Consider the following 23,973-nt stretch of genomic DNA (forward strand, 5'->3'; position numbering starts at 1 on the left):
TTCTCGCGCAGTTCCCCGCGCCCCTGAGGCATGCGCTGCGCGCAGTCTCAGGGGCGCGGGACGGAAAAACCCCTTTGGAGCCCCGTGGGATACTGGCCAGGACTATCAAACCCAGCCCCGACCAGAACGGCAGCCCATACCCATGGCCCCGGTCACGTCCATCACCGCCAACGTCAACGCACGCCTCGCCGACGCCCTGACTTCCGCCCTGCCGGAGGCCGGCGGCGCGGACCCGTTGCTGCGACGTAGCGACCGGGCCGACTACCAGGCAAACGGGATCCTGGCGCTCGCCAAGAAGGCCAAGGCGAACCCGCGGGAGCTGGCCACGCAGGTCGTCGAGAAGATCGTCAGCGGCGATCTGCTCGCCGACGTCGAGGTCTCGGGCCCCGGCTTCCTGAACGTCACGGTCACCGACCGGGCGATCACCGAGACGCTCGCGGCCCGCTCGGCGGACGGCGACCGGCTCGGCGTGCCGCTGAAGGAGCAGCCGGGCACCACGGTCATCGACTACGCCCAGCCGAACGTGGCGAAGGAGATGCACGTCGGTCACCTGCGCTCGGCGGTCATCGGCGACGCGCTGCGCGGCATGCTCGACTTCACCGGCGAGAAGACGATCGGCCGGCACCACATCGGCGACTGGGGCACCCAGTTCGGCATGCTCATCCAGTACCTGATCGAGAACCCCGACACGCTGGCCCCGGCCGACGAGGTCGACGGCGAGCAGGCCATGTCGAACCTGAACAAGGTGTACAAGGCGTCGCGCGCGGTCTTCGACGCGGACGAGGACTTCAAGGAGCGGGCCCGCAAGCGGGTCGTCGCCCTCCAGTCCGGCGACAAGGAGACGCTGGACCTGTGGCAGCGGTTCGTCGACGAGTCGAAGGTGTACTTCTACTCGGTCTTCGAGAAGCTCGACATGGAGATCCGCGACGACGAGATCGTCGGCGAGTCCGCCTACAACGACATGATGGCGGAGACGGCGCGGCTCCTGGAGGAGTCCGGTGTCGCGGTGCGCTCCGAGGGCGCGCTCGTGGTCTTCTTCGACGACATCAAGGGCAAGGACGACCAGCCGGTCCCGCTGATCGTGCAGAAGAAGGACGGCGGCTTCGGCTACGCGGCGTCCGACCTCTCGGCGATCCGCGACCGCGTCCTCGACCTGCACGCCACGTCGCTGATCTACGTCGTGGACGTCCGTCAGTCGCTGCACTTCAAGATGGTCTTCGAGACGGCCCGGCGGGCCGGCTGGCTGAGCGACGAGGTCACCGCCCACAACATGGGCTACGGCACGGTGCTCGGCGCGGACGGCAAGCCGTTCAAGACGCGTGAGGGCGAGACGGTCAAGCTGGAGGACCTCCTCGACGAGGCCGCCGAGCGGGCGACCGCCGTCGTGCGCGAGAAGGCCGAGAAGGTGGGCCTGACCGAGGACGAGATCGTCGAGAACGGCCGGTTCGTGGGGATCGGCGCGGTGAAGTACGCCGACCTGTCGACGTCCGCGAACCGGGACTACAAGTTCGACCTGGACCAGATGGTGTCGCTGAACGGCGACACGAGCGTGTACCTCCAGTACGCGTACGCGCGGATCAAGTCGATCCTGCGCAAGGCCGGCGACTCGGCGGCGCCCGTCGCCCACCCGGAGCTCGAACTGGCCCCGGCGGAGCGGGCGCTGGGCCTGCACCTGGACGCGTTCGGCGATCTGGTCTACGAGGCCGCCGCCGAGTACGCGCCGCACAAGCTGGCCGCGTACCTGTACCAGCTGGCGTCGCTGTACACGACGTTCTACGACCAGTGCCCGGTCCTCAAGGCCGACACGAAGGAGCAGACGGAGAACCGTCTGTTCCTGTGCGACCTGACGGCCCGGACGCTCCACCAGGGCATGGCCCTGCTGGGCATCCGGACCCCCGAGAAGCTCTAACCGTTCGGACTGTTCAGGGCGCGGCCCAGCCGTCGCAGCCCCTCCGCGATCTCCTCCGGCGTCTGCGTCACGAAGCAGAGCCGGAGGGTCGTGGGGTCGGGGGCCGTGGCGTAGAAGGGGGCGCCCGGGACGTACGCGACCTTCTCCTCGACCGCCTTGCTCAGCAGGGCGGTCGCGTCGTGTCCGGCGCCCTGCGGGAGGCGGGCCCACAGGAACATGCCGCCCTCGGGGCGGTTCCAGGTGGAGCCGGCGGGGAGGGCGGCGGGCAGGCCGTCGAGGAGGGCGTCGCGGCGGATGCCGTACGCCTTCGACACCTTGGCGACGTGCGCGTCGAGGTCGACGGTGGCGAGGTAGCGGGCCGCGGCGAGCTGGTTGACGGTCGGGGTGTGCAGGTCGGCGGCCTGTTTGGCGACGGCGCAGGCGCGGCGGAGCTGCTTCGGCGCGCGCAGCCAGCCCAGGCGCAGGCCGGGCGCCATGACCTTGGAGAACGAGCCGAGCAGGACGGTGCGGTCCCTGGCGTCCTCGTACGTCGCGATCCACGGGACGCGGTCGCCCTCGAAGCGGAGTTCGCCGTACGGGTCGTCCTCGACGATCCACAGGCCGCGGCGGGCGGCGACCGCGGCGACGGCGGCGCGCCGGTCGGCGGGCAGGGTGCGGCCGGTCGGGTTCTGGAAGGTGGGGACGGTGTAGAGGAGCTTGGGGCGGTGTTCGGCGACGAGGGCGTCGAGGGCGTCCGGGTCGATGCCGTGCTCGTCGCAGGGGACGCCGATCAGCCGGGCGCCGGCCAGGCCGAAGGCCTGAAGTGCCGCCAGATAACAGGGACTTTCGACGAGGACGGTGTCGCCGGGTTCGATCAGTGCCGTGGCGAGGAGCGAGAGGGCCTGCTGCGAGCCGGTGGTGACGAGCAGGTCGTCGGCGTCGGTGGGCAGGCCGCGGTCGGTGGTGCGGGCGGCGAGTGCCCGGCGCAGGACGGGTTCGCCCTCGGTGGTGGAGTACTGGAGGGCGCGCCGCGCGTCGCCGCGCAGCACGTCGGCGAACGCGGCGGCGACGGCGTCCGCGTCGAAGAGTTCAGGGGCCGGGAGCCCGCCCGCGAAGTTGATGAACTCGGGCTGCGCCGTCACCGCGAGGATGTCCCGGATCGGCGAGCCTCCGGTGGTCGCGACGCGGGCTGCGAACGGTGGAGTGGCGGCGGTCATGGGAGAGGGGCTCCTTCCGAGCGGCGGCTTTTCCGCGACCCTAGAAGGATGGATGGCCCTTCCACCCACCTTTTCCACGATGCGGACGGCTACTGCTGTTCGGTCCGCTCGATCCACTCGCCGCCGCCCAACGGGTAGTCGTAGCCGGGGCGGTTGGCGTCGGCGCTCGTCCGGAACGAGGCGTCGCCGTCGCGGACCCGGACCGTGCCGTGGCGGTCACCGCTGCGCCAGTCCAGGGTCAGGTCCCAGCGGACGTCGTGGGCCTTGGCGTGGGCGGTGACGTAGAAGACCTCCGGGTCGGACGCGCTGACCTTGTACGGGAAGTCGCGCTGGCCGTTCTTGACGGTGACGGCGGGGCTGCCGTTGTCCAGGTCGATGTCGAACGACTTGGTCTCGACGTTGCCGCCGCAGCCGACGCCCATCGAGTAGTCGTTCCAGGCGAGCGGTGCGCCCTTGGAGACGACGCGTACGTGGAGGGCCTCCAGGACGACGGTGTCGGCGCCGGTGCCCTGGACGGTGAGCGCGACGACCTGTTCGCCCGAGGAGACCGCGCCGTAGGCGCCGGACCAGCGCACGGCGTCCGATTCGCCCGCGGGCGGGCCGACCTGCTCGGGTTCGCTGTCGACGAGGAAGTGCTGGCTGCACGGGCTTTCGTAGACGTAGGGGCGGACGCCGACGGTGATCGGCGTGCCGGTGGCCCCGCCGGCGGACCGGGAGGGCCCGGCCGGGGCGCCGGCCCCGGCGCCCTTGCCCTTCGACGCGGAGGCCGAGGCGGACGGGCTGCCGCTCGCCTTGTCGCTGCGCGAGGCGGACGGTGAGGCGGAGTCCGGCGCCCGGTGCGTGCCACTGGCGCTGACGACGTCCCCATCCGCTTTCTGGTCGTCGCCGCCGCCCGGGGACGCGAGGTTGGCGGCCAGCACCACGGCCCCCACCACCGCCACCAACGAGGCCCCGCCCAGGACGGCCCCACGCTTGCGCCGACGGGCTCCGGCTCCGTCCGCCTCCGCCGCCTCGGGCAAGCTGCCGCCCGGGACGGCAGGGTGGGCAAGGCGGCCCCCGGTGCCGCGCGACGGTTCGTCGGGACCGGGCCCCGGCTCGGCGTCCTCCGGCACGGCTCCGCCGGACGGGGTATCGGCCACAGCCCCGGCACCCGCCCCGCCGGCGACCGGCTTACGCCCCCGCGCCGCGTCCGCCAGGATCCACCGCCGGTGCAGCTCCACCAGTTCCTCGGGCGTCGCCCGGCACACCCGGGCCAGCCGCTCCACGGGCGCGTACTCGTTCGGCACGGCCGTGCCGTTGCAGTACCGGTGCAGCGTCGACGTGCTCATGTGCAGCCGCTTCGCCAACGCCCCGTAACTCAGTCCCGAACGGTCCTTGAGCTCCCGCAGCAGCTCCGCGAACCCGTCCCCGCCGCTCCCGGTCACCCGTTCCTCCATCCCCCCGCGTCCCGGCCAACCGTTCCAGGACACGCGTATACCTGCTGGTCAGAGCCCGTTTCAGCGTTCCAGCGTCCCCAACTCCCCGCCAGACGTGGCGACTGGGACGGATCACCCCACAAGCTCCAGTCATCCAAGCACCACTCCCACCAGAACCTCGAAGGGGCTCGACCACATGTCCAGCATCCGGAACTCCCGCACCCGTCTCCTCACCGCCGCCGCGACCGTCGCGATCGCCGCGCTCTCCCTGACCGCCTGCAACGACGGCTCGGGCGTCAAGGACGAAGGCCCGTCGGCCTCTTCGTCCTCCTCGCCCTCCGCCCAGGAGTCGCAGGACGCACAGGACGGCGGCGGCGAGAGCGGCGGCGACAAGAACGGGACGGACGGCAAGCCCGCCCACAACACCGCCAAGCCCACCGCGTCGCCGCAGCAGCCGAAGCCCGCGGCCACCGCGACCAAGCCCGCCGGCTCCGGCTCCGGCTCCGGCACGGACGTGGAGCGCATCGTCTGCGACGGCTCCAACACGAAGACGACGGCCGCCCCGGTCAACCGTCCCGTGAACCACATGCTCCTCACGGTCACCAACACCAGCGGCAAGCGCTGCGACCTGTACTCGTACCCGGCCGTGCGCCTCGGCGAGGCCCAGTCCGTGCCGCCGGTCGTGGAGGAGTCGCAGCCGCAGGCCGTCGTCTCCCTCGAACCCGGCCAGTCCGGCTACGCGGCCGTCGCCCTCTCCGCGACGGACGGCAGCGGCTCCAACGGCTACACGGCCAAGACCCTGGTCGTCTCCTTCGCCGGTCCCAAGGGCCTCGCCGACTACGACGGCCCGGCCGCCCGGCCCGCGCTCCCCGCCAAGGGCGTCTACGTCGACGACTCGATCAAGGTCACCTACTGGCAGACCTCGATGGACTCCGCCCTGACCTGGTGACCTGCGAGGCACGGTGGAGCTCCTCAGGCACACCTGACAGGCTCCACCCCATGCAGTCGTACGCCGCTCACCCCGATGAGCTCGCCGCCCGCGCCCGCACCCTGGCCGCCCGTGGCCCGCGCCGCGTCCTGGGCATCGCGGGCCCGCCCGGCGCGGGCAAGACCACGCTCGCCGAGTCCCTGGTGCGGGCCCTCGGCGGCTTGGCGGTGCTCGTCCCGATGGACGGCTTCCACCTGGCCGACGTGGAACTCGCCCGCCTGGGCCGCGCCGACCGCAAGGGCGCGCCGGACACCTTCGACGCCCACGGGTACGCGGCGCTGCTCGCCCGGCTGCGCACCCCGCACGACGGCGAGACGGTCTACGCGCCGTCCTTCGAGCGGACCCTGGAACAGCCGATCGCGGGCGCCCTCCCCGTCGGCCCGGACGTCCCGCTGATCGTCACCGAGGGGAACTACCTCCTGCTGGACGAGCAGCCGTGGTCGACGGCCGTCCGCCCCCTCCTCGACGAGGTGTGGTGGGTGGCCGTGGACGACACCGTGCGCGTGGAGCGCCTGATCGCCCGCCACGTCGAGTTCGGCAAGTCCCCCGCCGACGCCCGCGCGTGGGTCCTGCGCTCCGACGAGGCGAACGCCCGCCGCGTGGCCGCCGGCCGCGACCTGGCCGACGTCGTCGTCGACGTGTGACGTCAGCCGGGCACGGGCGGCACCACGTCGAACTCGCACCACACCGCCTTCCCCGGCGCGCCCCGCTCCCCCACCCCCCACCGGTCCGCACACGCGGCCACGAGCAGCAGCCCGCGCCCGCCCTCCCCGTCACCCGCACCACCCAGCCGGGGCACCCCGCCCCCGCTGTCGTGCACCTCGACCCTCAACACGCCCTTCGCGTACGAGAGGTGGAGCTGATAGCCGCGCCCGGGCGGCACCCCGTGACGCAGCGCGTTCGTCGCCAGCTCGCTCACGCACAGCGCCACGTCCGCGCTCCGCTCGTGCGCACCGAGGCCCCAGTCGTCCAGCGCGGCGCGCGCGAACCGGCGCGCGGCGGGCACCGTGCGCCGGTCTCGGGGGTAGAACCGCTCTCTGCGCAGCGCGATGTCGCGGCTCGACGGGTTCCGGCGGGTGGAGATCGTCTCGTTCACGGGACGAGCGTCGCGCAGCATGCCTAGCGTGAATCAGCCGGTGAACCCGTACACAGTTTTTGTACGGGAGGTGTACGGGTGCCGCATGCTCCGCGGCGGGCGGACAGGGGGAGTTCTATGACCATGACCTCCAGGCAGGCTCCTCGGAAGAGGAACATCTCGACGATGAAAATGGTGGGCCGTCAGCTGAAGGCGGCCCGCCAGGCAGCGGGCCACACCCAGGCCCAGCTCGCGGCCCTGGTCCAGGTGGACGACGAGACGATCGCCTCCGTCGAGCAGGGCAGACGGGCGCTTCAGCTGGATCTCGCGGAGTCGCTGGACGAACTCCTCGACACCAAGGGGGTGTTGGCGGCCGGTGCGGCGAACATGCCCGAGGCGGACCAGTTCCCGCTCTGGGCGGAGGAGTACATGCGTCAGGAGCGGGAGGCCATCGCTCTCTCGTTCTACGCGAACCAGGTTCTGCCGGGCCTTCTTCAGACGGAGGCGTACACGCGGGCCGTGCTCCAGGAGCGCGTCCCCGCCTACGACGACGAGGAGATCGTCACGAAGACCGCGGGCCGCGTGGCCCGCCACGAGATCCTCCTGCGCCGTGAACCGCCGACGCTGAGCTTCGTCCTGTGGGAGCCGCTCCTGCGTCTCCACGTAGGTGGCGCGCAGGTACGGCAGGAGCAGTTGCAACACCTGCGCGCCACCGCCCAACTGCCTTGCATCTCCCTGCAGATCATCCCGCTGGACAGCCCCTCGCACGCGGGCCTGGACGGCCCTTTCATCCTCATCGAAACGCCGGACCACCAGCACCTCGCGTACAACGAATCGCAGCGCGGGAGTCAGTGGGTCGCCGACCCGGACGAGGTGTCCAGGCTGGCCCGCAAATATGCGATGCTGCGGACACAGGCCCTCGCCACGCAGCAATCCCTGGGCCTGTTGGACCGACTGCTAGGAGAAGCGTGAGCACCGCAGCGGAACTGACGTGGTTCAAGTCGACGCACAGCGGCAGCGAGGGTGGCGAGTGCCTCGAACTCGCCCGCTGCTCCCACACCCACACCATCCACATCCGCGACTCCAAGAACCCCGACGGCCCCACCTTCACGGTCCGGCCGGAGGCCTGGTCCGTGTTCGCCGGGTTCGTGAAGGGCTGACGCCTTCGCAACAGCCGGACCGACGTGCGACACGCTGCGTACCATGGGGCACACGATCCGTGGCGGGGCGGCGTCCGGGAAGGCGGCGAGGGCGGCATGGGTTTCGGCTTCGGTCAGCGCAGAGGCGGTCAACTCCCGGTCGAGCTGACCGGCTTCGTCGGACGGAGCAGTGAACTCGCCGACGTGCGCGCCGCATTGGAGCAGGCGCGGCTCGTCACGCTGACCGGGCCCGGCGGGGTCGGGAAGAGCCGTACGGCGCTGCGCGCGGTGCGGGACCTGGGCGAGGCGTACCCGGACGGGATCTGGCTGGCCGAGCTGTCGGCGCTGCGTGACCCCGAGCTGATCCCGGCGACCGTCGCCGCGGTCCTGCAACTGCCCGAGCAGTCGGGCAGTGATCCGCTGGACGCCGTGGTCGCCCATCTCCAGGGCCGCCGGCTGCTCATCGTGCTCGACACGTGCGAGCACCTGGTGGACGGCTGCGCGATGCTCGCCGACATCCTGCTGCGCGAGGCGCCGGACGTGCGGGTGCTCGCCACCAGCCGTCAACCCCTCGACGTACCGGGCGAGTTCTGCTGCCGGATCCCGCCGCTCAGCGACGCGGACGCCGTGGAGCTGTTCGTGCAGCGGGCGCGGGAGGCGGCGCCCGGGTTCCAGGTCACCGACGGCAACCGCGAGCGGATCGGGACGCTGGTCCGGCGGCTCGACGGGATCCCGCTCGCCCTGGAGCTGGCGGCGGTGCGGTTGCGGGCGGTGCCGCTGGAGCAGCTGACGTCCCGGCTCGACCGCCGTTTCGAGGTGCTCACCGGCGGGCGGCGCACCGCGCTGACCCGGCACCAGACGCTGCGCACGGCGATCGGCTGGTCGCACGAGCTGTGCACCCCGCAGGAGCGGCTGCTGTGGGCGCGGCTGTCCGTCTTCGCCGGGCCCTTCGACCCGCAGGCGGCGGAATCCGTGTGCGCGGACGGCGAGTTGAAGGCGGAGGAGATCCTCGGCCATCTCATCGGGCTCGTCGACAAGTCCGTCGTGCGGCGCATCGACGAGACCGGCGACCGGTACCGGCTCCTCGACACCATCCGGGAGTTCGGTGCCGAATGGCTCGCCGAGGCGGGCGGCACGGACGCGGTGCGCCGGCGGCACCTGGCCCACCACCGGGCGCTGGTGCAGCGTTACCGCGACACGTACGCGTCACCCGCCCAGCTGGAACTGCACAACGCGCTGCGCGCCGGGCACGCCGACCTGCGGGCCGCGTTCGAGTACGCGTACACGAGCCCGGACAACGCGACGGACGGGCTGTTCATGGCGGCGAGCCTGTCGATGTACTGGCGGTGCGCAGGCATCCTCACCGAAGGGCTCTACTGGCTGGAGAAGGGGCTCGCCCAGGTGCCCGAGGAGGGCCCCGAGCGGGTGTGGGGGCTGTTCGTCAGCGGGCTCGCCGTGGCCCGTGCGGGGAACGGCGCCCTGGGCCACGCCCGGTTCCGGCAAGCGCTGGAGATGGCCGAGCGGCTCGGTGAGAGCCGCATCGTCGACTTCTCGGCGGTGGCCCTGGGCGCCGTCGCCACCCTCGGTGGCGACCCGGCCGGAGCGGTCGCCATGACCGCCGCGCGCGATCGCCTGCGGGACGCGGACGACGTCATCGGCTACGGCGGCGCCTGCTACGAGGGCTGCCTCGCGCTGGCCGTCGTCGGGGACACGGCGACCGCCCTGCGCTGGTGCGAGGAGGGCATCGCCTTCGTCGCCCGGGCCGGGGAGTGGCAGCTGCGCGGCACGCTGCTGTGCGTACAGGGACTGATCCGCTGGGTCGCGGGGCAGCGCGGGGACACCGTCGCCGAGCCGCTGCGCCGGGCACTCGACCTGGCCGGCGAGATCGAGAACATCCTGGTCGCGGCGGTCTGCTGCCTCGGTCTGTCCTGGGTCGCCGCCGACGCGGACCGGCCGGGGCGCGCGGCCTGGCTGCTCGGGTACGCGGACCACGCGCGGGTGGGCGGCGAGCCGCTGGCGATGCTGCCGCCGCTGGTGAAGGAGCCGACGGCACAGGCCCGCAAGGCGCTCGCGGCGACGCTGGGCGAGGCGGAGTTCGCCCGCTGGTACGCCCGCGGCGCCCGCCTCACCGGCACCCAGATCCTCCGGGCGGTGCGCGCCGACGCGGACGTGCCGCCCGAGCCCGCCGACCCGGCCGGCTGCGTGCCCGTGGCCCGCGAGGTCCTCACGCGCCGCGAGCGCGAGGTGGCCGCGCTCGTCGCCCAGGGCCTGACCAACCGGGAGATCGCCGACCGCCTCGTCATCTCCAAGCGGACGGCCGACGCGCACGTGGAGCACATCCTGGCCAAGCTCGGCGTGTCCAGCCGCCGCGAGATCACGGCGGCCGCGCCGGACCCCTGACCCCGCACCGCGGCCGTCAGCGCAGCGCCCCCTTCACGACCTTGCCCGACGCGTTGCGCGGGAGCTCCGTCACGAACTCCACGAACCGCGGCACCTTGTAGTTCGCCATCTCGCGCCGCGCCCACGCGATCAGGTCGTCGCCGGTCACCGTCGCGCCGCGCCTGCGCACCACGTACGCCTTGCCGACCTCGCCGAGCCGTCCGTCCGGCACCCCGACCACGGCGACGTCGGCCACCTCGGCGTGCAGCCCGAGGAGCTGCTCTATCTCGGCCGGGTAGGCGTTGAACCCGCCGACGATGTACATGTCCTTGATGCGGTCGGTGATCCGCAGATAGCCGTCGGCGTCCAGCACGCCGACGTCCCCGGTCCGCAGCCAGCCGTCCGCCGAGACCGCCTCGGCGGTCGCCGCCGGGTCCTCGAAGTACTCCCGCATGACGTTGAACCCGCGGACCAGCACCTCCCCCGGCTCGCCGGGTTCCGCCGCCACCCGGACCTCCGTGCCCGGGATGGCCCGGCCGGAGGTCGCCGCGATCAGCTCGGCCGGGTCGCCGCGGCGGCACATCGTCACGATGCCGCTGGCCTCCGACAGCCCGTACGCGGTCAGGACGGTGCCGACGCCGAGTTCGCCGCGGAGCCGCTCGACCAGTCGCAGCGGGACGACCGCCGCGCCCGTCACCACCAGGCGCAGCGCCGACAGGTCGTGGGCGTCGCGGGCCGGGTGGTCGAGGAGGGACTGGTGGAGGGTGGGCGGTCCTGGCAGGACCGAGATCCGCTCCGCCGCGATGTTCGCGAGGACCGTGTCCACGTTGAAGACGGGCTGCGGGACCATCGTGGCGCCGCGCATCAGGCAGGCGATGATGCCCGCCTTGTAGCCGAAGGTGTGGAAGAACGGGTTCACGATCAGATAGCGGTCGCCCTCGCGCAGGCCCGCGAGGTCCGACCAGATCTCGTAGCCGCGCAGGGTCTGGGCGTGCGTGATGACCGCGCCCTTCGGCCGTCCCGTCGTGCCCGACGTGAAGATGATGTCCGAGGGGTCGGTGGTGGTGACGAGCGCCGAGCGGGCCCGCACGTCCTCGCTCGTGATCTCGTCGCCGGCCGCCAGGAACTCCTTCCAGGTGCGGTATCCGGGGGCGTCCGGCGCGCTGTCGCCGAGGACCACGACCTGTTCCAGGGAGGGGAGTTCGGCGCCCGCCTCCTGCGCGCGGCGCAGCGACGCGACGTAGGACGTGCCGAGGAAGGTGCCGGTGACGAAGAGGAGGCGGGCCCGGGAGCGGGCGAGGATGTCGGCGGCCTCGGTGCCCTTGAAGCGGGTGTTGAGGGGGACGAGGACGGCGCCCGCGCTGACCGCGCCCAGCGCCGAGACGATCCAGTCGAGGGTGTTCGGCGCCCAGATCGCGACCCGGTCGCCCGGCTCCAGGCCGGTGGCCAGACAGGCGGCGGCCGCCCGGTCGACGCGCTCGCCCAGCTCCGCGTAGGTGATCCGGGTGCGTCCTTCGACGACGGCCTCGCGCCCGCCGTGCCGTCGCACCGCGTCCCGCACCAGCTCCGGGATCGTGCCCCACTCGCCGTCTGTCACGCCGCCTGTCACGCCGTCTGTCCGCGGATGCATCGAACGACCTCCCACAACACCGTAGCTGACTATCCGTCAGATTAGCTGTAGCCTGACGCGCTGTCAGCAGACGGGATCCAGGCACTGGGGGCACCCATGGCGGGACTGAAGGACGCGACGGCCGTCGTCGGCATAGGCCAGACGGCCTTCGCGAAACAACTCCCGGAATCCGAGAAGACCTTGGCGTGCCGGGCGATCCTCGCCGCGCTCGACGACGCGGGCATCGCACCCTCCGAGGTGGACGGGTTCGCCTCGTACACGATGGAGGAGACCGACGAGGTCGAGGTCGCCAAGGCCATCGGGGCGGGCGACGTCACGTTCTTCTCCAAGGTCGGCTACGGGGGCGGCGGTTCGTGTGCGACGATCGCCCACCTCGCGGCCGCCGTCGCCACCGGGCAGGCGAGCGTCGGCGTGGCCTGGCGGTCCCGCAAGCGCGGCTCGGGGCCCCGGCCGTGGCAGAACACGGCCGTCCAACTCCCCACGCCCGCCCAGTGGACGCGGCCCTTCGGGCTGCTGCGGCCCGCCGACGAGATCGGCATGCTGGCCCGGCGCTACATGCACGAGTACGGCGCGACCCGCGACCACCTCTTCAACGTCGCGCTCGCCTGCCGCAACCGCGCCAACCAGAACCCGGCCGCGATCATGTACGAACGCCCGCTCACCCGGGACATGTATATGACGTCCCGGTGGATCAGCGAGCCCCTCTGCCTCTACGACAACTGCCTGGAGACCGACGGCGCGCTGGCCTGCGTCATCGTCTCCGCCGAGCGGGCCCGCGACTGCCGGCAGAAACCGGTCTACGTGCACTCCGCCGCGCAGGGCCTGCCGGCCCAGCACCACGGCATGGTCAACTACTGGAACGACGACCCGCTCACCGGGCCCGCCTGGACGGCGGCCCGCCACCTGTGGAAACACGCGGACATCACGCCCGAGGACGTCGACGTGGCGCAGATCTACGACGCGTTCACCCCGCTCATCCCGCTCTCCCTGGAGGGGTACGGGTTCTGCGGGCGCGGCGAGGGCGCCGCGTTCACCGAGGGCGGCGCCCTGGAGATCGGCGGCCGCCTCCCCATCAACACGGGCGGCGGCGGCCTCTCGGAGGCCTACGTCCACGGCTTCAACCTCATCAACGAGGGCGTGAAACAACTCCGCGGCACCAGCACGGCCCAGGTCCCGAACGCGAAGTCCTGCCTGGTGACGGCGGGCGAGGGCGTCCCCACGTCAGCGGTGCTGCTGCGCGCGGCCTGACCGGTGACGGCGTGACGCCCACGGGGCTCCGCCCCGGACCCCGCTCCTCAATCGCCGGAGGGGCTTGCTATGCCGCCGGCGTTCCAGGGGCGCGGGGAACTGCGCGACCAGCCACGACGAGACCCGCACTCACAAGGGGACAGCACATGGCAGACGAGAAGACCGCACCACTCCTCACCCCCACCCAGGACGACGACGGCGCGCCGTTCTGGGCGTACGCGGCCCGGGGCGAGCTCCGGATACAGACCTGCGCCGCCCCCGACTGCGGCGAACCCCGGTTCCCGCCCCGGCCCTGCTGCCCCCACTGCCAGTCCTTCGACTCCACGTGGCAGAAGACGAACGGCCGGGGACGGATCTGGTCGTACGTCGTCCCGCACCCACCCCTCCTCCCGGCCTACGCCGCCCACGCCCCGTACAACGCGATCATCGTCGAACTCGCGGACGCGCCCCGCATCCGCCTCGTCGGCAACCTGGTCACCTCCGCCGACGCCCCCCTCGACTCCGTCGCCCCCGACCGCATCCGCATCGGCGCCCGGGTCCAGGCCGTGTTCACCGACGTCGACGGCACGACCGTGCCCCGCTGGGTCCTGGAGCGCCCATGACCCTGCGCACCGAGACGGACAAGGAGACCGGTGTCGCCACCGTCACCCTCGACCGCCCCCACCGCCACAACGCCATCGACCGGGCCACGGCCGACGAACTCCGCGCCGCCTGGCGGGACTTCCGCTTCGACGACGACGTACGGGCCGTCGTCCTCACCGGCTCCGGCGACCGGGCCTTCTGCACCGGCATCGACCGCGACACCGACGCACCCCAGCCGAACTCCCCCTACTCCATGGACGATCCGCTGCTCACGGTCGGCCCGAAGGCGAACGACCTGTGGAAACCGGTCGTCGCCGCCGTCAGCGGCATGGCGTGCGGCGGCGCGTTCTACCTGCTGGGCGAGGCCGAGTTCGTGATCGCGGACGAGACGGCGACGTTCTTCGACCCGCACACCACGTACGGCATGGTCAACGCGTACGAGGCGATGTACCTCGCCCAGCGCATGCCCCCGGGCGAGGTCGCCAGGCTCGCCCTCATGGGCACCGCCGAACGGCTCTCCGCGCGACGCGCCCACGAGACGGGCCTGGTCAGCGAAGTCACCCCGCCCGGCGGCGCGTTGGCGGCGGCGACCCGCTGCGCGACGATCATCGCGGGCCACCCGACGGAAGCCGTGCAGGGCACGGTGCGGGCGGTGTGGGCGGCCACGGAAGCGGGCCGCGCCCAGGCGTTCGCCCAGGCCCCGCACCTGATCGCCCTCGGCAACCTGCCGCCGGAACGACAGGCCGAACTGTTCAATTCCCGTACGGGGAAGGACTTCCGGGTCCGCTAGCGGACGACCGTCCCGGCCGGGTCGACCTCGCAGTGGTCGACCTCGGAGACGAGCCCCTCCCCGCCGACCTTCAACCGGGCCGTGGTCGTGCCCCGGCCCTTCACCTTGACCTTGTCGAGCGCGGAGGTCACCCGCACGCCGCTCGCGTCCTGGAACTCGACCGACACGTAGAACCGGGCGGTGCTCCGGTTCGGGTTGCTGATCTCGACCGTCGCGTACGGCGCCCGCGCGCTCGCGCACTTCACGAGTTTGACCGTGGCGTCGACCAGGTCGTCGGTGCTGCTGCCGCTCGCCGACGACGTCGGCGTGGACCAGTGGCGGGGCCGCCGGTCGGTCGTGCCGCCGCTGCTGCCGCCGGTCGTGTCGTCCCCGTCGTCGTACGTGGACCCGGATCCCGAGCCGTAGCCGGAACTGCCGCCCGACGTCGACGAGTTGGACGACGAGCCGCCGTGGTTCTGCGACGAGCTGCTGCACCCGCCCCCGCCGCCGCTGCTGTGCCCCCGCCCATGACCGCGCCCCGTGGAGAAGCCGGTCAGCGCGAGGACGACCAGGGTCGCCACCGCCGTGAGTTTCATTCCCCGTTTCATCACGCCGGGCACCCTACCCGGCACGCGGCTCCCTGATCCGGGGCGTCCGTCAGATGCCGCGCACCCGGCGCCCCCACAGGGGCGCGGGGAACTGCGCGACCAGCCGCCCGCGGGGGAGAGCGGCGGACCGGACACCAGCCCGGCAGACGATCCCGCCCGGAAGCCGACCCGCACCGGCGCCCGGTGTCCGGCGCTACCGGCTGGTCCCGGTCCCCTTCTCCGCGTCCAGCGCGTACACGCACCGGTCCTTACTGCACGCGTACACGACCCCGTCCGTCACGACCGGGGTCCCCGTGATCTCCCCGCCGGTGGCCAGCTTCCAGCGCAGCCGGCCGTCGTCCGCCTTCAGCGTGTACAGCAGGTGGTCGGTCGACCCGAAGTGGATCCGGCCGTCGGCGACGACGGGCGAGCCGACGATCTCGCCGCCCGCCTGGAACCGCCACTTCGGCGTCCCGGTCACCGCGTCCAGCGTGTAGAGCCCCTGTCCGCTGCCCACGTGGACGTGCCCGTGCGAGACGAGCACCGGGTCGATGGACGAGGGCCGCGGCTCGGTCGCGATCCGCCAGCGGTCGCGGCCGTCCGTCGCGTCGAGCGCGTACACGGTGCCGTGGTGGTCGGCGAGGTAGATGCCGCCGCCCGTCACCGCGGGTCCCGGCGCGTACGCGGGCGGACAGAGGAAGACGGCGGGCGCCTCGAAGTGCCACCGCACGCGTCCCGAGCCGACCTCGATGGCGAGGACCCGGGTGCCGGCGGCGACGTACACGTAGCCGTCGTCGGCGGGGGTGAGCCGGACCGGCACCCCGCCGCAGGACGCGGCGTCGCCGACCGGGTACGACCAGCGCTCCTCGCCGGTGCGGGCCTCCAGGGCGCGCAGCCGGGCGTCCTGCCAGACGAAGACCGTGCCGTCGTGCACGACGGGGCCCGCCTCGGGCGCCTCGAAGTCGGTCTGGCAGCCGGTGATCTCCCAGAGCAGGTCGCCGTTGACGGCCTCGCGGGCCTGCACGCCGCCGCCGCGGGTGCCGGTGACGACGGTGCCTCGGTCGGCGGCGAGGGAGTACACCCACGCGTCGGAGGCGACCCGCCACAGGTCGCCGCCCTCGCGGGCGTCGAGCGCCCACAGGGTCGGCCCGTCGGAGGCGTGGATGCGGCCGTCGGCGACGGCCATGGCCCAGGCGACGTCGCGGGTCTTGAAGCGGCGCCGGCCGGTGCTCACGTCCAGGGCGTGCACCTCGAAGGACGTGACGTAGACGAGGTCGGCGGCCACCTTGGGCGTGCCCCACACGTCGTTCGACATGCGGAACCGCCAGGGCCGCCAGGACGACGCCTCCGCGGCGGCCGGGCCGGGGACGACGGCGGAGGCCGGGCCGGCGTCCTGCCCCGTCCCGTTCACGGGCGGCTTGGACCGGGACCAGGACGCGGCGAGGCCGGACTCCGCGGGCGGCGCCTTCACGGCGGCGGCGCGGGCGTCGGCGACCCGGGGCCCCGGACCGATCGGCACCCGCGCGCCGGCCAGGTGGACGGGCCCGTCGGCGACGCTGCGGGCGGCCACCGGCGACGCGGCGGGCGAGCCGCGCCAGCCCTCCGTGGACACGGGGCCCGGCGGCTGCGGCGGCATCGCGGGCATCCGCGCCTCGTGGCCGGGGGTGCGGCTCTGCGGCTTGACCGTGGTGCGGCTGCCGCGACGGGACTCGATCAGCGCGACGGACCGCTCGGGCAGCCAGGCGGACGCCGTGCCGCTGTCGTCGCTGCCGGGGCCGAAGAGGTGCGGGGCGAGCTGGGCCTGGAGGTCGGCGGGCGAGGGCCGCATCGTCGCCTCCATGTGCATGCAGGTCTCGATGAGCGGACGGAGCTCGTCCGGCAGCCCCTCCAGGTCGGGGCCCTCGCGCAGCAGCATGAACACGGTCTCCACCGGGTTCGCCCCGTGGAACGGCGCGTGCCCGGTCGCCGCGAAGACCAGCGTGGAGCCGAGCGAGAAGACGTCGCTGGCGCCGGTGACGCTGCGGGAGTCCTTCGCCTGCTCGGGCGACATGTACGCGGGCGTGCCCACGGCCACGTTCGTCATGGTCAGCCGGGTGTTGGAGACGCCGGACGCGATGCCGAAGTCGATGACGCGGGGGCCGTCCTCGACGACCAGCACGTTCGACGGCTTGAGGTCGCGGTGGACCAGGCCCGCGCCGTGGATCGACTGCAGCGCCTCGGCCACGCCCGCCGCGAGCCAGCGGACCGCGGGGGCCGGCAGCGGCCCGCACTCATTCACTATTTCCTCGAGGGAGGGCGCGGGCACGTACGCGGTGGCGAGCCACGGGACGGCGGCGCGCGGGTCGGCGTCGACGACGGCGGCCGTGTAGAAGCCGGACACCGCCCTGGCCGCCTCGACCTCGCGCGTGAACCGCACCCGGAACAGCTGGTCCTCGGCCAGTTCCGTGCGCACCGTCTTGATCGCCACGCGTCGGCCGGACGCCGAGCGCGCCAGATAGACCAGACCCATGCCGCCAGCACCGAGCCGTCCCAGGACCTCGAACGGACCGATCCGCCTCGGATCGTGCTGCGTCAGCTGATCCACCACTTCGCCTGCCACCTCCCCGTACGGGGCCACCGTACTCACGGCCCCCGCCAGCGTCTCACCACCGAAGCGCTACGGCGGCACGCACCCCGATTCTTCCTGTCCGGGGCCCCGGTGGCGAACCCGGGTGCATTTCGGGGTGTCTCAGGCGCTCTCAGCGGCCGAACGGCTCCGACAGGGCGAACTCCGCGCCCTGGTCGTCGACGAGGACGGCGCTTCGTCCGTACGGGGTGTCGTGCGGCGCCACCAGGACGCGGGCGCCGAGCCGGGTCGCGTCCCAGCAGCCGGCGTCCACGCCGGCGGCGCCGAAGTGCAGCAGGAAGCGGGGGGCCTCGCCGGGCGCGTACAGCCGGGCCAGGCCGGGGGCGCCGGGCTCCGGCGGGGTGCGGGGGCGCCAGTCGCGGACCCCGGGGGCCCGGTCGTCGGGCCGGTAGCCGAAGACGCCCTCGTAGAAGGGGTCGCTCGTGGCGGGGTCCGGGGTGCGCAGCTCGACGTGGCACAGGGTGCCGGGGGCGCCGGTCCGCTCGAAGCCCTGGTGGCTGCCGGGCTGCCAGAGCCCGAACGGGGCACCCTCGGGCCCGGCGGCGCGGGCGACGGTGGCCACGGTGCCGTCCGAGACGGGCGCGGCCAGGATGCGGCCGCCCGCGGCGAGGGTCCGCTCGGCGGTGGCGTAGGTGTCCTGGACCGCCACGTGCACGGTCCAGGCGGACCGGCCGGGGGCGAGGGCCGCGACGCCGCGGTCCGCGCTGTACGCCGCCGTGTAGTAGCCGCGCTCGGCGCCCGCGCCCTCGTCGAAGGTCCACCCGAAGAGGTCTCCGTAGAACCTCTTGCCCGCCTCGACGTCGGGCAGCGCCGCGTCGGCCCAGCACGGGGTGCCTTCGGGGAAGCTGCGGGGAACGGGGCGCATATGCCTCACGCTAGCCACGGCTGCGGGGCGCCGGAGGTTGAGATTCGAACGTCTGGCCAATTCCCGTCCCTCACGGCGCGTCATTTGACCGGAGGTCACCGGGCCCAACCCCATTTGCAGTCGGCCAGATCGCGCTCCGATCACCCCTCGGTAAGCTGACGGCATGACAGGACAAGTACGTACCGTCGACGGCCGTGTGGCCGGACGGCGTGGTCAGGCAACACGTCAGAAGCTGCTCGACTGCCTCGGCGAGATGCTCAGCTCCTCGCCCTACCGGGACGTCAAAGTCATTGATGTCGCCCGGAAGGCGGGCACTTCGCCCGCGACCTTCTACCAGTACTTCCCGGACGTCGAGGGCGCCGTCCTGGAGATCGCCGAGCAAATGGCCACCGAGGGCGCGGGGTTGACCGAGCTGGTCGCCGACCGCTCCTGGGTCGGCAAGGCCGGCTGGACCACCGCGCAGGAACTCGTGGACGGCTTCCTGGAGTTCTGGCGCAGGAACGACGCGATCCTGCGCGTCGTCGACCTCGGCGCGGCCGAGGGCGACAAGCGGTTCTACAAGATCCGCATGAAGATCCTGAACTCGGTGAACAACTCCCTTGCGGACGCGGTCAAGGAGCTCCAGGACAAGGGCAAGGTCGACAAGGACGTGAGCCCGGCGGCGGTGGCCGGTTCCCTGGTCGCCATGCTCGCGGCGGTCGCCTCGCACCAGCGCGGCTTCCAGACCTGGGGCGTCAAGCAGGCCGAACTCAAGCCGAACCTGGCGCTGTTGGTCCATCTCGGGGTGACCGGGAAGAAGCCGACGAAGTAGCGCCTTCCCCCTTCATCTGCTCCTGTCGTACGGCGGCGGTTCGCGTGGTCAGCGTGAGCCGCCGCCGTTGCAGTTAGGTGCGCCGCTCCAGCCGGAACAGCCGGATCTCCCGGTCGATCCGCTCCTGGTAGGCGGCGTACGGCGGCCAGAACTTCAGCGCGGCGGCCCACGCCTCCTCCCGTTCGCCGGAGTTGAGCAGCCGGGCGGTCACCGGGACGTCCTCGCCGCGCCAGCTGATCTCGGCGTCCGGGTGCGCGAGCAGGTTCGCCGTCCACGCGGGGTGTCCCGGGCGCCCGAAGTTCGACCCGACGAGCAGCCAGGTGCCGCGCTCGCCCTCCGGCATGCAGGCGAGCGGGGTGCGCCGCAGCGTGCCGCTCCTCGCACCGCGCACGCTGAGCACGACGCCCGGCAGCATCTGGGCGCTGAGCAGCACCTTTCCCCGGGTGAGCCGGTGCACGGCGCGGTCCAGCGCCGGGATGACGTGCGGCGCGACCCGGGCGAAGGTCCTGGTCGACGACACCTTCTGGACGAGTCTGATCCCGGGCGGCGCCATCAGACCGCCACCTCGGCCGCGAACAGGTCGGCGGCCTGCGCGGCGCGGGCCCGCAGCAGGTGGACGGGCCCGAAGAGCAGCTCGTCGCCGGTGGCCCGCTTCAGGTACAGGTGCGCGTCGTGCTCCCAGGTGAAGCCGATGCCGCCGTGCAGCTGCACGGCCTCGGCGGCGGCGGTGCGCAGCGCCTCGACGGCCTGGGCGAGCGCGAGCCCGCCGACCCGCTCCCGCGCTCCGTCGCCCGCCGCCCAGGCCGCGTAGTAGGCCGCCGAGCGGGCCGCCTGCACCTGGACGTACACGTCGGCGAGCCGGTGCTTGACCGCCTGGAAGGAGCCGATGGGCCGGCCGAACTGCTCGCGCTCCTTGACGTACTCGACGGTGCGTTCCAGGGCCCGGTCGGCGGCGCCGACGGCTTCGGCGGCGAGCAGCGTGGCGGCGGTGTCGCCGGTGGCGGCGAGCGCGGCGGGCACGTCCCGCTCCTCGTCGCCGAGCAACTCGGCGGCCACGTCGCGCAGTTCGACGCGGGCCTGCGGGCGGGTCTCGTCGAGCGAGGTCTGCCGGGTCCGCACCAGCCCGGCGGCGTCGTCGCGCACGAGGAACAGGAGGGTGCGGGAGCGGGCGAAGCCGCCGGTGTGCGCGGCGACCAGGAGCAGTCCCGCGCTGTGCCCGTCGAGCACCTGCTCGGCCTGCCCGTACAGCCGCCAGCCGTTCTCGGCCCGGCGGGCCTGCACGCCGCCCGCGCGCCCGCCGCCGGCCCAGTCGCCCGCGTTGTCGGCGACGAGGCCGAGGGCGGTGGCCAGCCCGGTGCCCGGTACGGCGAGGGCCGCGGTGAGGGTGCCGTCGGCGATCCGCGGCAGCAGGGCCGCGCGCTGGCCGTCCGTCCCGAGGGCGCGGATCAGCGGGGCGGCGAGCCCGCTGGTGGCGAGCAGCGGGGTGGGGGCCAAGGTTCGCCCCAACTCCTCCACGGCAAGCGCGAGTTCGGTCACGGTGGCGCCGATGCCGCCGTACTCCTCGGACAGGGCGAGGCCGGGCAGGCCCAGCTCACCGCTGAGCGTGCCCCACAGGGCGGGGTCGTGGCCGGCCGGGGTGCGGGTGGCGGCCTTCACGTCGTCCGGGGTGCAGCGTTTGGTGGCGAGTTCGCGCAGAGTGCGACGGATCTCCTGCTGCTCCTCGGTGAACCTGGCGTCCATGCGGTCCCCTTTCTGACGGGGCGTCATATTAGGGCCCGCGGGGACCAGCGGGAAGGCCCGCGCGACACTGCGCCCCGCCCAGTATCTGATGTACCGTCAGATCCATGACTGGCAGCAGTGGTTCACGCCCCAAGGTCGCCATCGCCGGCATCGCGCTCTCCGACTGCGGCCGGGTGGACGACGCCACCCCCTACGCCCTGCACGCCCAGGCCGCCCGCCGTGCCCTCGCCGACGCGGGCCTCACCCCCGACGTCGTCGACGGGTTCGCGAGCGCGGGCCTGGGCACCCTCGCCCCGGTCGAGGTCGCCGAGTACCTCGGGCTCAAGCCCCGCTGGGTGGACTCCACCTCGGTCGGCGGCTCCACCTGGGAGGTGATGGCGGCCCACGCGGCGGACGCCATCGCCGCCGGTCACGCCCGCGCGGTCCTCCTGGTCTACGGATCGACGGCCCGCGCCGACATCAAGGCGAAGCGCCGCACGTCGAACCTCTCCTTCGGCGCCCGGGGGCCGTTGCAGTTCGAGGTCCCGTACGGGCACACGCTCGTCGCGAAGTACGCCATGGCGGCCCGCCGCCACATGCACGAGTACGGCACCACCCTGGAGCAACTGGCCCAGGTCGCCGTCCAGGCCAGGGAGAACGCGTCCCGCAACCCCGACGCGATGTTCCGCGACCCGGTCACCGTCGAGGACGTCCTGTCCGGACCGATGATCGCGGACCCGTTCACCAAACTGCACTGCTGTATACGCTCCGACGGCGGTGCCGCCGTCCTGCTGGTCGCCGACGACCTACTGCCCGACTGCGCCAAGTCCCCCGTCTGGGTGCTGGGTTCGGGCGAGCACGTCTCCCACACCACCATGTCCGAGTGGGACGACTTCACCGTCTCCCCCGCGGCGGTCAGCGGCCGGCTCGCCTTCGAGCGGGCCGGCGTCACCCCGGCCGAGATCGACGTCGCGGAGATCTACGACGCCTTCACGTACATGACGCTGGTGACCCTGGAGGACCTCGGCTTCTGCGCCAAGGGCGAGGGCGGGGCGTTCGTCGAGAAGGGGCGGCTGCTGCGCGACGGGGAGCTGCCGACCAACACCGACGGGGGCGGCCTGTCGGCCCAGCACCCCGGGATGCGCGGCCTGTTCCTGCTCGTGGAGGCGGTCAGACAACTGCGCGGCGAGGCCGGTGACCACCAGGTGCACCGCCCGGACGGCTCACCGCCCGCGCTCGCCGTGGCGTCGGGGACGGGCGGCTGGTTCTGCTCGGCGGGCACCGTGGTGCTCGGACGCTGAGCCGCACCACCGGGTCGCCGCCCGGCCACTGCTCGGTCACCGCTCGGCGGGCACCGTGATGCTCGGACGCTGAGCCCGCACCACCGGGTCGCCGCCCGGCCGCTTACCGGCGGGCACCGTGATGCTCGGGCGCTGAGCCCGCACCACCAGGTCGCCGCCCGGCCGCTGCCCGCTCGCCGCCCGAGCGCTGAGCCCGCACCACCGGGCCGCCACCCGCTCGCCGCCCGCTCGCTACTCCGTGAGGCCGAGCGCCTGTGCCGCCTGGATCGCCAGCCATACCTCGGCGAGCACCCCGGTCGCCGTCAGATCGCGGCCGCTGATCTCGGAGAAGCGGCGCAGCCGGTAGGCGAGCGTGTTCGGGTGGATGTGCAGCGCCGCGGCGGCGGCATCGGTGCGCCGGTCGCGCTCCAGCCACGTACGCGCCGAGGCCAGCAGCCGGGAGTCGTGCGCCGCGTCGTACGCGATCACCGCCCCGAGGACGTGCTCCACCAGCGCCGTGAGCACCGCCGGGTCGCGCGGCAGCCAGCGCCCCGGATCGCCGTCCCCGTACGTGACCAGGGTGCGCCCCGACTCGACCGCCTTGGTCAGCGCCCAGGCCGCCTCCCGCTGGGCGACCCGCAGCACGGCGCCCGCGGGGAAGAGCCGGCTGCTGCCGACCGAGACGCCGGGCAGCGCCGCCGCCGTGTCGCCCAGGCCCGGCGCGCCCAGCACGTGGTGGTCGCCGCCGCGGTGCAGCAGCAGATGGGCGTGGCCGGCCAGCGCGGCGAGGAGCTCGTCGTCGGTGGCGCCGCGCACCCGAAGCAGCACGCAGTCGCCGTCGATGCCGTGCCGCAGCAGCCGGCGCCGCACGACGTCCTGGTCCAGGTCCTCCTGGAGGATCTCGGCGAGCGTCTCCGCGCCCTCGCGGCGCGCCGTCTCCCGCTCGCTGCGGACCATCGCCAGGCGCAGGGCCGCGACGGTGGCGATGTGCTGGGCCACCGAGAGCCCGGCGGGCCGCGCGCCCTGCCGCTCGTACGCGACGAGGAACCCGGCGGGCCCGCCGGGACCGGGCACCGGCAGCACGAAGCCGCCGGGCACGGTCGGCGGGGCGTCCTCGGCGCGGTCCGGCAGGACGGCCGGGTCGGGGGCGGGCGGCACCCCGGGCAGCAGCGGCCCGCCGCGCGGCGCGCTGAGGTACACGTCGTAGCCGGAAAGCCGCTCCAGACGCTGGAACAGGCCCCGGGTGTCCAGGTCCTCGGCGGCCAGCCAGCGCAGCGCCCCGAACACCTGGAGCTGCGCGCCCACCCGCTGCCCCGCGTCGTCCGCCACCGCCGCGGACACCGCCTGGGAGACCGCGACGAAGGGCACCGACAGCGGCACCTCCAGGACCGGGAAGGCGCGCTCCTCCGCCGCGGCGCGGAACGCCGGGTGCAGGGGTGGCATGTGCAGCTGGGCGGAGACGGCGAGCGCGCTGACCCCGGCGTCGTCGAGCCGCTCCAGGTAGGCCCGCTGTCCGTCGGCGGTGCGCGGCAGCGCGAGGCCCGTCGTCATGATCATCTCGGCGCCGAGCAGCCACGGCGTGGGGTCCTCCAGCTCGCTGGGGTGGGCCCAGGAGACGGACCGGCGCAGGCCGTCGGCGCCCGCGAGGACGCTCAGCTGAAGGGCGGGGAACGTCAGCAGGTCCTCGACGGTGACGGCGTGACGGTCGCCACTCTCACCCTTGCTTTTGTCTTCGGCCACAACAAATACGGTAAC

Annotated in this window: 21 protein-coding genes; 11 read left to right on the top strand and 10 right to left on the bottom strand. The window is 73.4% G+C overall.

Annotated features, from left to right (window positions below; genetic code table 11):
• Nucleotides 1–142: 142 nt before the first annotated feature.
• Nucleotides 143–1,909, top strand: coding sequence for an arginine--tRNA ligase (gene argS, locus RBJ77_RS09565; RefSeq protein WP_372344552.1), 1,767 nt, complete (start codon nt 143–145; stop codon nt 1,907–1,909).
• Here argS and RBJ77_RS09570 read toward each other — a convergent pair.
• Nucleotides 1,906–3,105: a PLP-dependent aminotransferase family protein gene (locus tag RBJ77_RS09570; RefSeq protein ID WP_372344553.1), complete on the bottom strand. Its 1,200-nt coding sequence runs from the start codon at nt 3,103–3,105 to the stop codon at nt 1,906–1,908. The genes argS and RBJ77_RS09570 overlap by 4 nt on opposite strands.
• A gap of 89 nt (nt 3,106–3,194) precedes the next feature.
• Nucleotides 3,195–4,541 carry a helix-turn-helix domain-containing protein gene (locus tag RBJ77_RS09575; protein ID WP_372344554.1) on the bottom strand — a complete coding sequence of 449 codons (1,347 nt, stop codon included), beginning with the start codon at nt 4,539–4,541 and terminating at the stop codon, nt 3,195–3,197.
• Nucleotides 4,542–4,716: 175 nt separating this feature from the next.
• Here RBJ77_RS09575 and RBJ77_RS09580 point away from each other — a divergent pair, with 175 nt between their 5' ends.
• Together RBJ77_RS09580 and RBJ77_RS09585 are read left to right on the top strand one after the other, a co-directional pair.
• Nucleotides 4,717–5,469, top strand: a complete 753-nt coding sequence (locus tag RBJ77_RS09580; RefSeq protein ID WP_372344555.1) for a DUF4232 domain-containing protein — start codon at nt 4,717–4,719, stop codon at nt 5,467–5,469.
• A 50-nt stretch (nt 5,470–5,519) separates the two neighbouring features.
• Nucleotides 5,520–6,152 carry a nucleoside/nucleotide kinase family protein gene (locus RBJ77_RS09585; protein ID WP_372344556.1) on the top strand — a complete coding sequence of 211 codons (633 nt, stop codon included), beginning with the start codon at nt 5,520–5,522 and terminating at the stop codon, nt 6,150–6,152.
• A 2-nt stretch (nt 6,153–6,154) separates the two neighbouring features.
• Here RBJ77_RS09585 and RBJ77_RS09590 read toward each other — a convergent pair whose 3' ends face one another.
• Entirely contained in the window at nt 6,155–6,604 is a 450-nt protein-coding gene (locus RBJ77_RS09590; protein ID WP_372344557.1) for an ATP-binding protein, read from the bottom strand.
• 165 nt (nt 6,605–6,769) lie between these two features.
• On the opposite strand from RBJ77_RS09590, the gene RBJ77_RS09595 reads away from it, so the two are divergent.
• From RBJ77_RS09595 to RBJ77_RS09605, 3 genes are all read left to right on the top strand, one after another.
• Entirely contained in the window at nt 6,770–7,555 is a 786-nt protein-coding gene (locus RBJ77_RS09595) for a Scr1 family TA system antitoxin-like transcriptional regulator (RefSeq protein WP_372344579.1), read from the top strand.
• Entirely contained in the window at nt 7,552–7,743 is a 192-nt protein-coding gene (locus RBJ77_RS09600) for a DUF397 domain-containing protein (RefSeq protein ID WP_372344558.1), read from the top strand. Before RBJ77_RS09595 ends, RBJ77_RS09600 begins: the two co-directional genes overlap by 4 nt.
• A gap of 96 nt (nt 7,744–7,839) precedes the next feature.
• A complete protein-coding gene (locus RBJ77_RS09605) occupies nt 7,840–10,122 on the top strand; it encodes a LuxR C-terminal-related transcriptional regulator (protein WP_372344559.1) in 2,283 nt (760 codons plus the stop codon).
• Nucleotides 10,123–10,138: 16 nt separating this feature from the next.
• Here the strand turns inward: RBJ77_RS09605 and RBJ77_RS09610 are convergent, their stop codons facing one another.
• Complete coding sequence (locus RBJ77_RS09610; protein ID WP_372344560.1) at nt 10,139–11,698, bottom strand: FadD3 family acyl-CoA ligase; 1,560 nt, start codon at nt 11,696–11,698, stop codon at nt 10,139–10,141.
• 129 nt (nt 11,699–11,827) lie between these two features.
• Between RBJ77_RS09610 and RBJ77_RS09615 the strand changes: the two genes are divergently transcribed.
• From RBJ77_RS09615 to RBJ77_RS09625, 3 genes are all read left to right on the top strand, one after another.
• Nucleotides 11,828–12,979 carry a lipid-transfer protein gene (locus RBJ77_RS09615; protein WP_372344561.1) on the top strand — a complete coding sequence of 384 codons (1,152 nt, stop codon included), beginning with the start codon at nt 11,828–11,830 and terminating at the stop codon, nt 12,977–12,979.
• Nucleotides 12,980–13,125: 146 nt separating this feature from the next.
• A complete protein-coding gene (locus RBJ77_RS09620) occupies nt 13,126–13,581 on the top strand; it encodes a Zn-ribbon domain-containing OB-fold protein (protein WP_372344562.1) in 456 nt (151 codons plus the stop codon).
• Nucleotides 13,578–14,351 (top strand): enoyl-CoA hydratase/isomerase family protein, encoded by a 774-nt coding sequence (locus tag RBJ77_RS09625; protein ID WP_372344563.1) that lies wholly within the window; start codon nt 13,578–13,580, stop codon nt 14,349–14,351. The genes RBJ77_RS09620 and RBJ77_RS09625 overlap by 4 nt, the downstream gene beginning before the upstream one ends.
• On the opposite strand, the gene RBJ77_RS09630 is transcribed toward RBJ77_RS09625, so the two are convergent.
• From RBJ77_RS09630 to RBJ77_RS09640, 3 genes are all read right to left on the bottom strand, one after another.
• Nucleotides 14,348–14,926, bottom strand: coding sequence for a hypothetical protein (locus RBJ77_RS09630; RefSeq protein ID WP_372344564.1), 579 nt, complete (start codon nt 14,924–14,926; stop codon nt 14,348–14,350). The two genes, RBJ77_RS09625 and RBJ77_RS09630, sit on opposite strands and share 4 nt — an antisense overlap.
• Before the next feature lie 205 nt (nt 14,927–15,131).
• Nucleotides 15,132–17,504: a PQQ-binding-like beta-propeller repeat protein gene (locus RBJ77_RS09635; protein ID WP_372344565.1), complete on the bottom strand. Its 2,373-nt coding sequence runs from the start codon at nt 17,502–17,504 to the stop codon at nt 15,132–15,134.
• Nucleotides 17,505–17,655: 151 nt separating this feature from the next.
• Complete coding sequence (locus RBJ77_RS09640; protein ID WP_372344566.1) at nt 17,656–18,408, bottom strand: VOC family protein; 753 nt, start codon at nt 18,406–18,408, stop codon at nt 17,656–17,658.
• Nucleotides 18,409–18,571: 163 nt separating this feature from the next.
• On the opposite strand from RBJ77_RS09640, the gene RBJ77_RS09645 reads away from it, so the two are divergent.
• Nucleotides 18,572–19,219, top strand: a complete 648-nt coding sequence (locus RBJ77_RS09645) for a TetR family transcriptional regulator (protein ID WP_255981641.1) — start codon at nt 18,572–18,574, stop codon at nt 19,217–19,219.
• Between the two features lie 73 nt (nt 19,220–19,292).
• On the opposite strand, the gene RBJ77_RS09650 is transcribed toward RBJ77_RS09645, so the two are convergent.
• Together RBJ77_RS09650 and RBJ77_RS09655 are read right to left on the bottom strand one after the other, a co-directional pair.
• Entirely contained in the window at nt 19,293–19,772 is a 480-nt protein-coding gene (locus tag RBJ77_RS09650; protein ID WP_372344567.1) for a nitroreductase family deazaflavin-dependent oxidoreductase, read from the bottom strand.
• Nucleotides 19,772–20,959 (bottom strand): acyl-CoA dehydrogenase family protein, encoded by a 1,188-nt coding sequence (locus RBJ77_RS09655; protein WP_372344568.1) that lies wholly within the window; start codon nt 20,957–20,959, stop codon nt 19,772–19,774. Before RBJ77_RS09655 ends, RBJ77_RS09650 begins: the two co-directional genes overlap by 1 nt.
• Nucleotides 20,960–21,063: 104 nt before the next feature.
• Between RBJ77_RS09655 and RBJ77_RS09660 the strand changes: the two genes are divergently transcribed.
• Nucleotides 21,064–22,239, top strand: coding sequence for an acetyl-CoA acetyltransferase (locus RBJ77_RS09660; RefSeq protein ID WP_372344569.1), 1,176 nt, complete (start codon nt 21,064–21,066; stop codon nt 22,237–22,239).
• 231 nt (nt 22,240–22,470) lie between these two features.
• Here the strand turns inward: RBJ77_RS09660 and RBJ77_RS09665 are convergent, their stop codons facing one another.
• Nucleotides 22,471–23,958: a PucR family transcriptional regulator gene (locus RBJ77_RS09665; protein ID WP_372344570.1), complete on the bottom strand. Its 1,488-nt coding sequence runs from the start codon at nt 23,956–23,958 to the stop codon at nt 22,471–22,473.
• Nucleotides 23,959–23,973 lie beyond the last annotated feature (15 nt).

This window comes from Streptomyces sp. KL116D, assembly GCF_030766975.1.
GTDB classification, from domain to species: domain Bacteria; phylum Actinomycetota; class Actinomycetes; order Streptomycetales; family Streptomycetaceae; genus Streptomyces; species Streptomyces longispororuber_A.

What these genes read in the sequence shown, in the direction of transcription:
- RBJ77_RS09580 (WP_372344555.1), top strand. Translation starts at nt 4,717, where the DNA reads ATGTCCAGCATCCGGAACTCCCGCACCCGTCTCCTCACCGCCGCCGCG.
- RBJ77_RS09625 (WP_372344563.1), top strand. Translation starts at nt 13,578, where the DNA reads ATGACCCTGCGCACCGAGACGGACAAGGAGACCGGTGTCGCCACCGTC.
- RBJ77_RS09620 (WP_372344562.1), top strand. Translation starts at nt 13,126, where the DNA reads ATGGCAGACGAGAAGACCGCACCACTCCTCACCCCCACCCAGGACGAC.
- RBJ77_RS09615 (WP_372344561.1), top strand. Translation starts at nt 11,828, where the DNA reads ATGGCGGGACTGAAGGACGCGACGGCCGTCGTCGGCATAGGCCAGACG.
- RBJ77_RS09585 (WP_372344556.1), top strand. Translation starts at nt 5,520, where the DNA reads ATGCAGTCGTACGCCGCTCACCCCGATGAGCTCGCCGCCCGCGCCCGC.
- RBJ77_RS09640 (WP_372344566.1), bottom strand. Translation starts at nt 18,408, where the DNA reads ATGCGCCCCGTTCCCCGCAGCTTCCCCGAAGGCACCCCGTGCTGGGCC.
- RBJ77_RS09605 (WP_372344559.1), top strand. Translation starts at nt 7,840, where the DNA reads ATGGGTTTCGGCTTCGGTCAGCGCAGAGGCGGTCAACTCCCGGTCGAG.
- RBJ77_RS09645 (WP_255981641.1), top strand. Translation starts at nt 18,572, where the DNA reads ATGACAGGACAAGTACGTACCGTCGACGGCCGTGTGGCCGGACGGCGT.
- RBJ77_RS09575 (WP_372344554.1), bottom strand. Translation starts at nt 4,541, where the DNA reads ATGGAGGAACGGGTGACCGGGAGCGGCGGGGACGGGTTCGCGGAGCTG.
- RBJ77_RS09570 (WP_372344553.1), bottom strand. Translation starts at nt 3,105, where the DNA reads ATGACCGCCGCCACTCCACCGTTCGCAGCCCGCGTCGCGACCACCGGA.
- argS (WP_372344552.1), top strand. Translation starts at nt 143, where the DNA reads ATGGCCCCGGTCACGTCCATCACCGCCAACGTCAACGCACGCCTCGCC.
- RBJ77_RS09655 (WP_372344568.1), bottom strand. Translation starts at nt 20,959, where the DNA reads ATGGACGCCAGGTTCACCGAGGAGCAGCAGGAGATCCGTCGCACTCTG.
- RBJ77_RS09630 (WP_372344564.1), bottom strand. Translation starts at nt 14,926, where the DNA reads ATGAAACTCACGGCGGTGGCGACCCTGGTCGTCCTCGCGCTGACCGGC.
- RBJ77_RS09595 (WP_372344579.1), top strand. Translation starts at nt 6,770, where the DNA reads ATGAAAATGGTGGGCCGTCAGCTGAAGGCGGCCCGCCAGGCAGCGGGC.
- RBJ77_RS09650 (WP_372344567.1), bottom strand. Translation starts at nt 19,772, where the DNA reads ATGGCGCCGCCCGGGATCAGACTCGTCCAGAAGGTGTCGTCGACCAGG.
- RBJ77_RS09660 (WP_372344569.1), top strand. Translation starts at nt 21,064, where the DNA reads ATGACTGGCAGCAGTGGTTCACGCCCCAAGGTCGCCATCGCCGGCATC.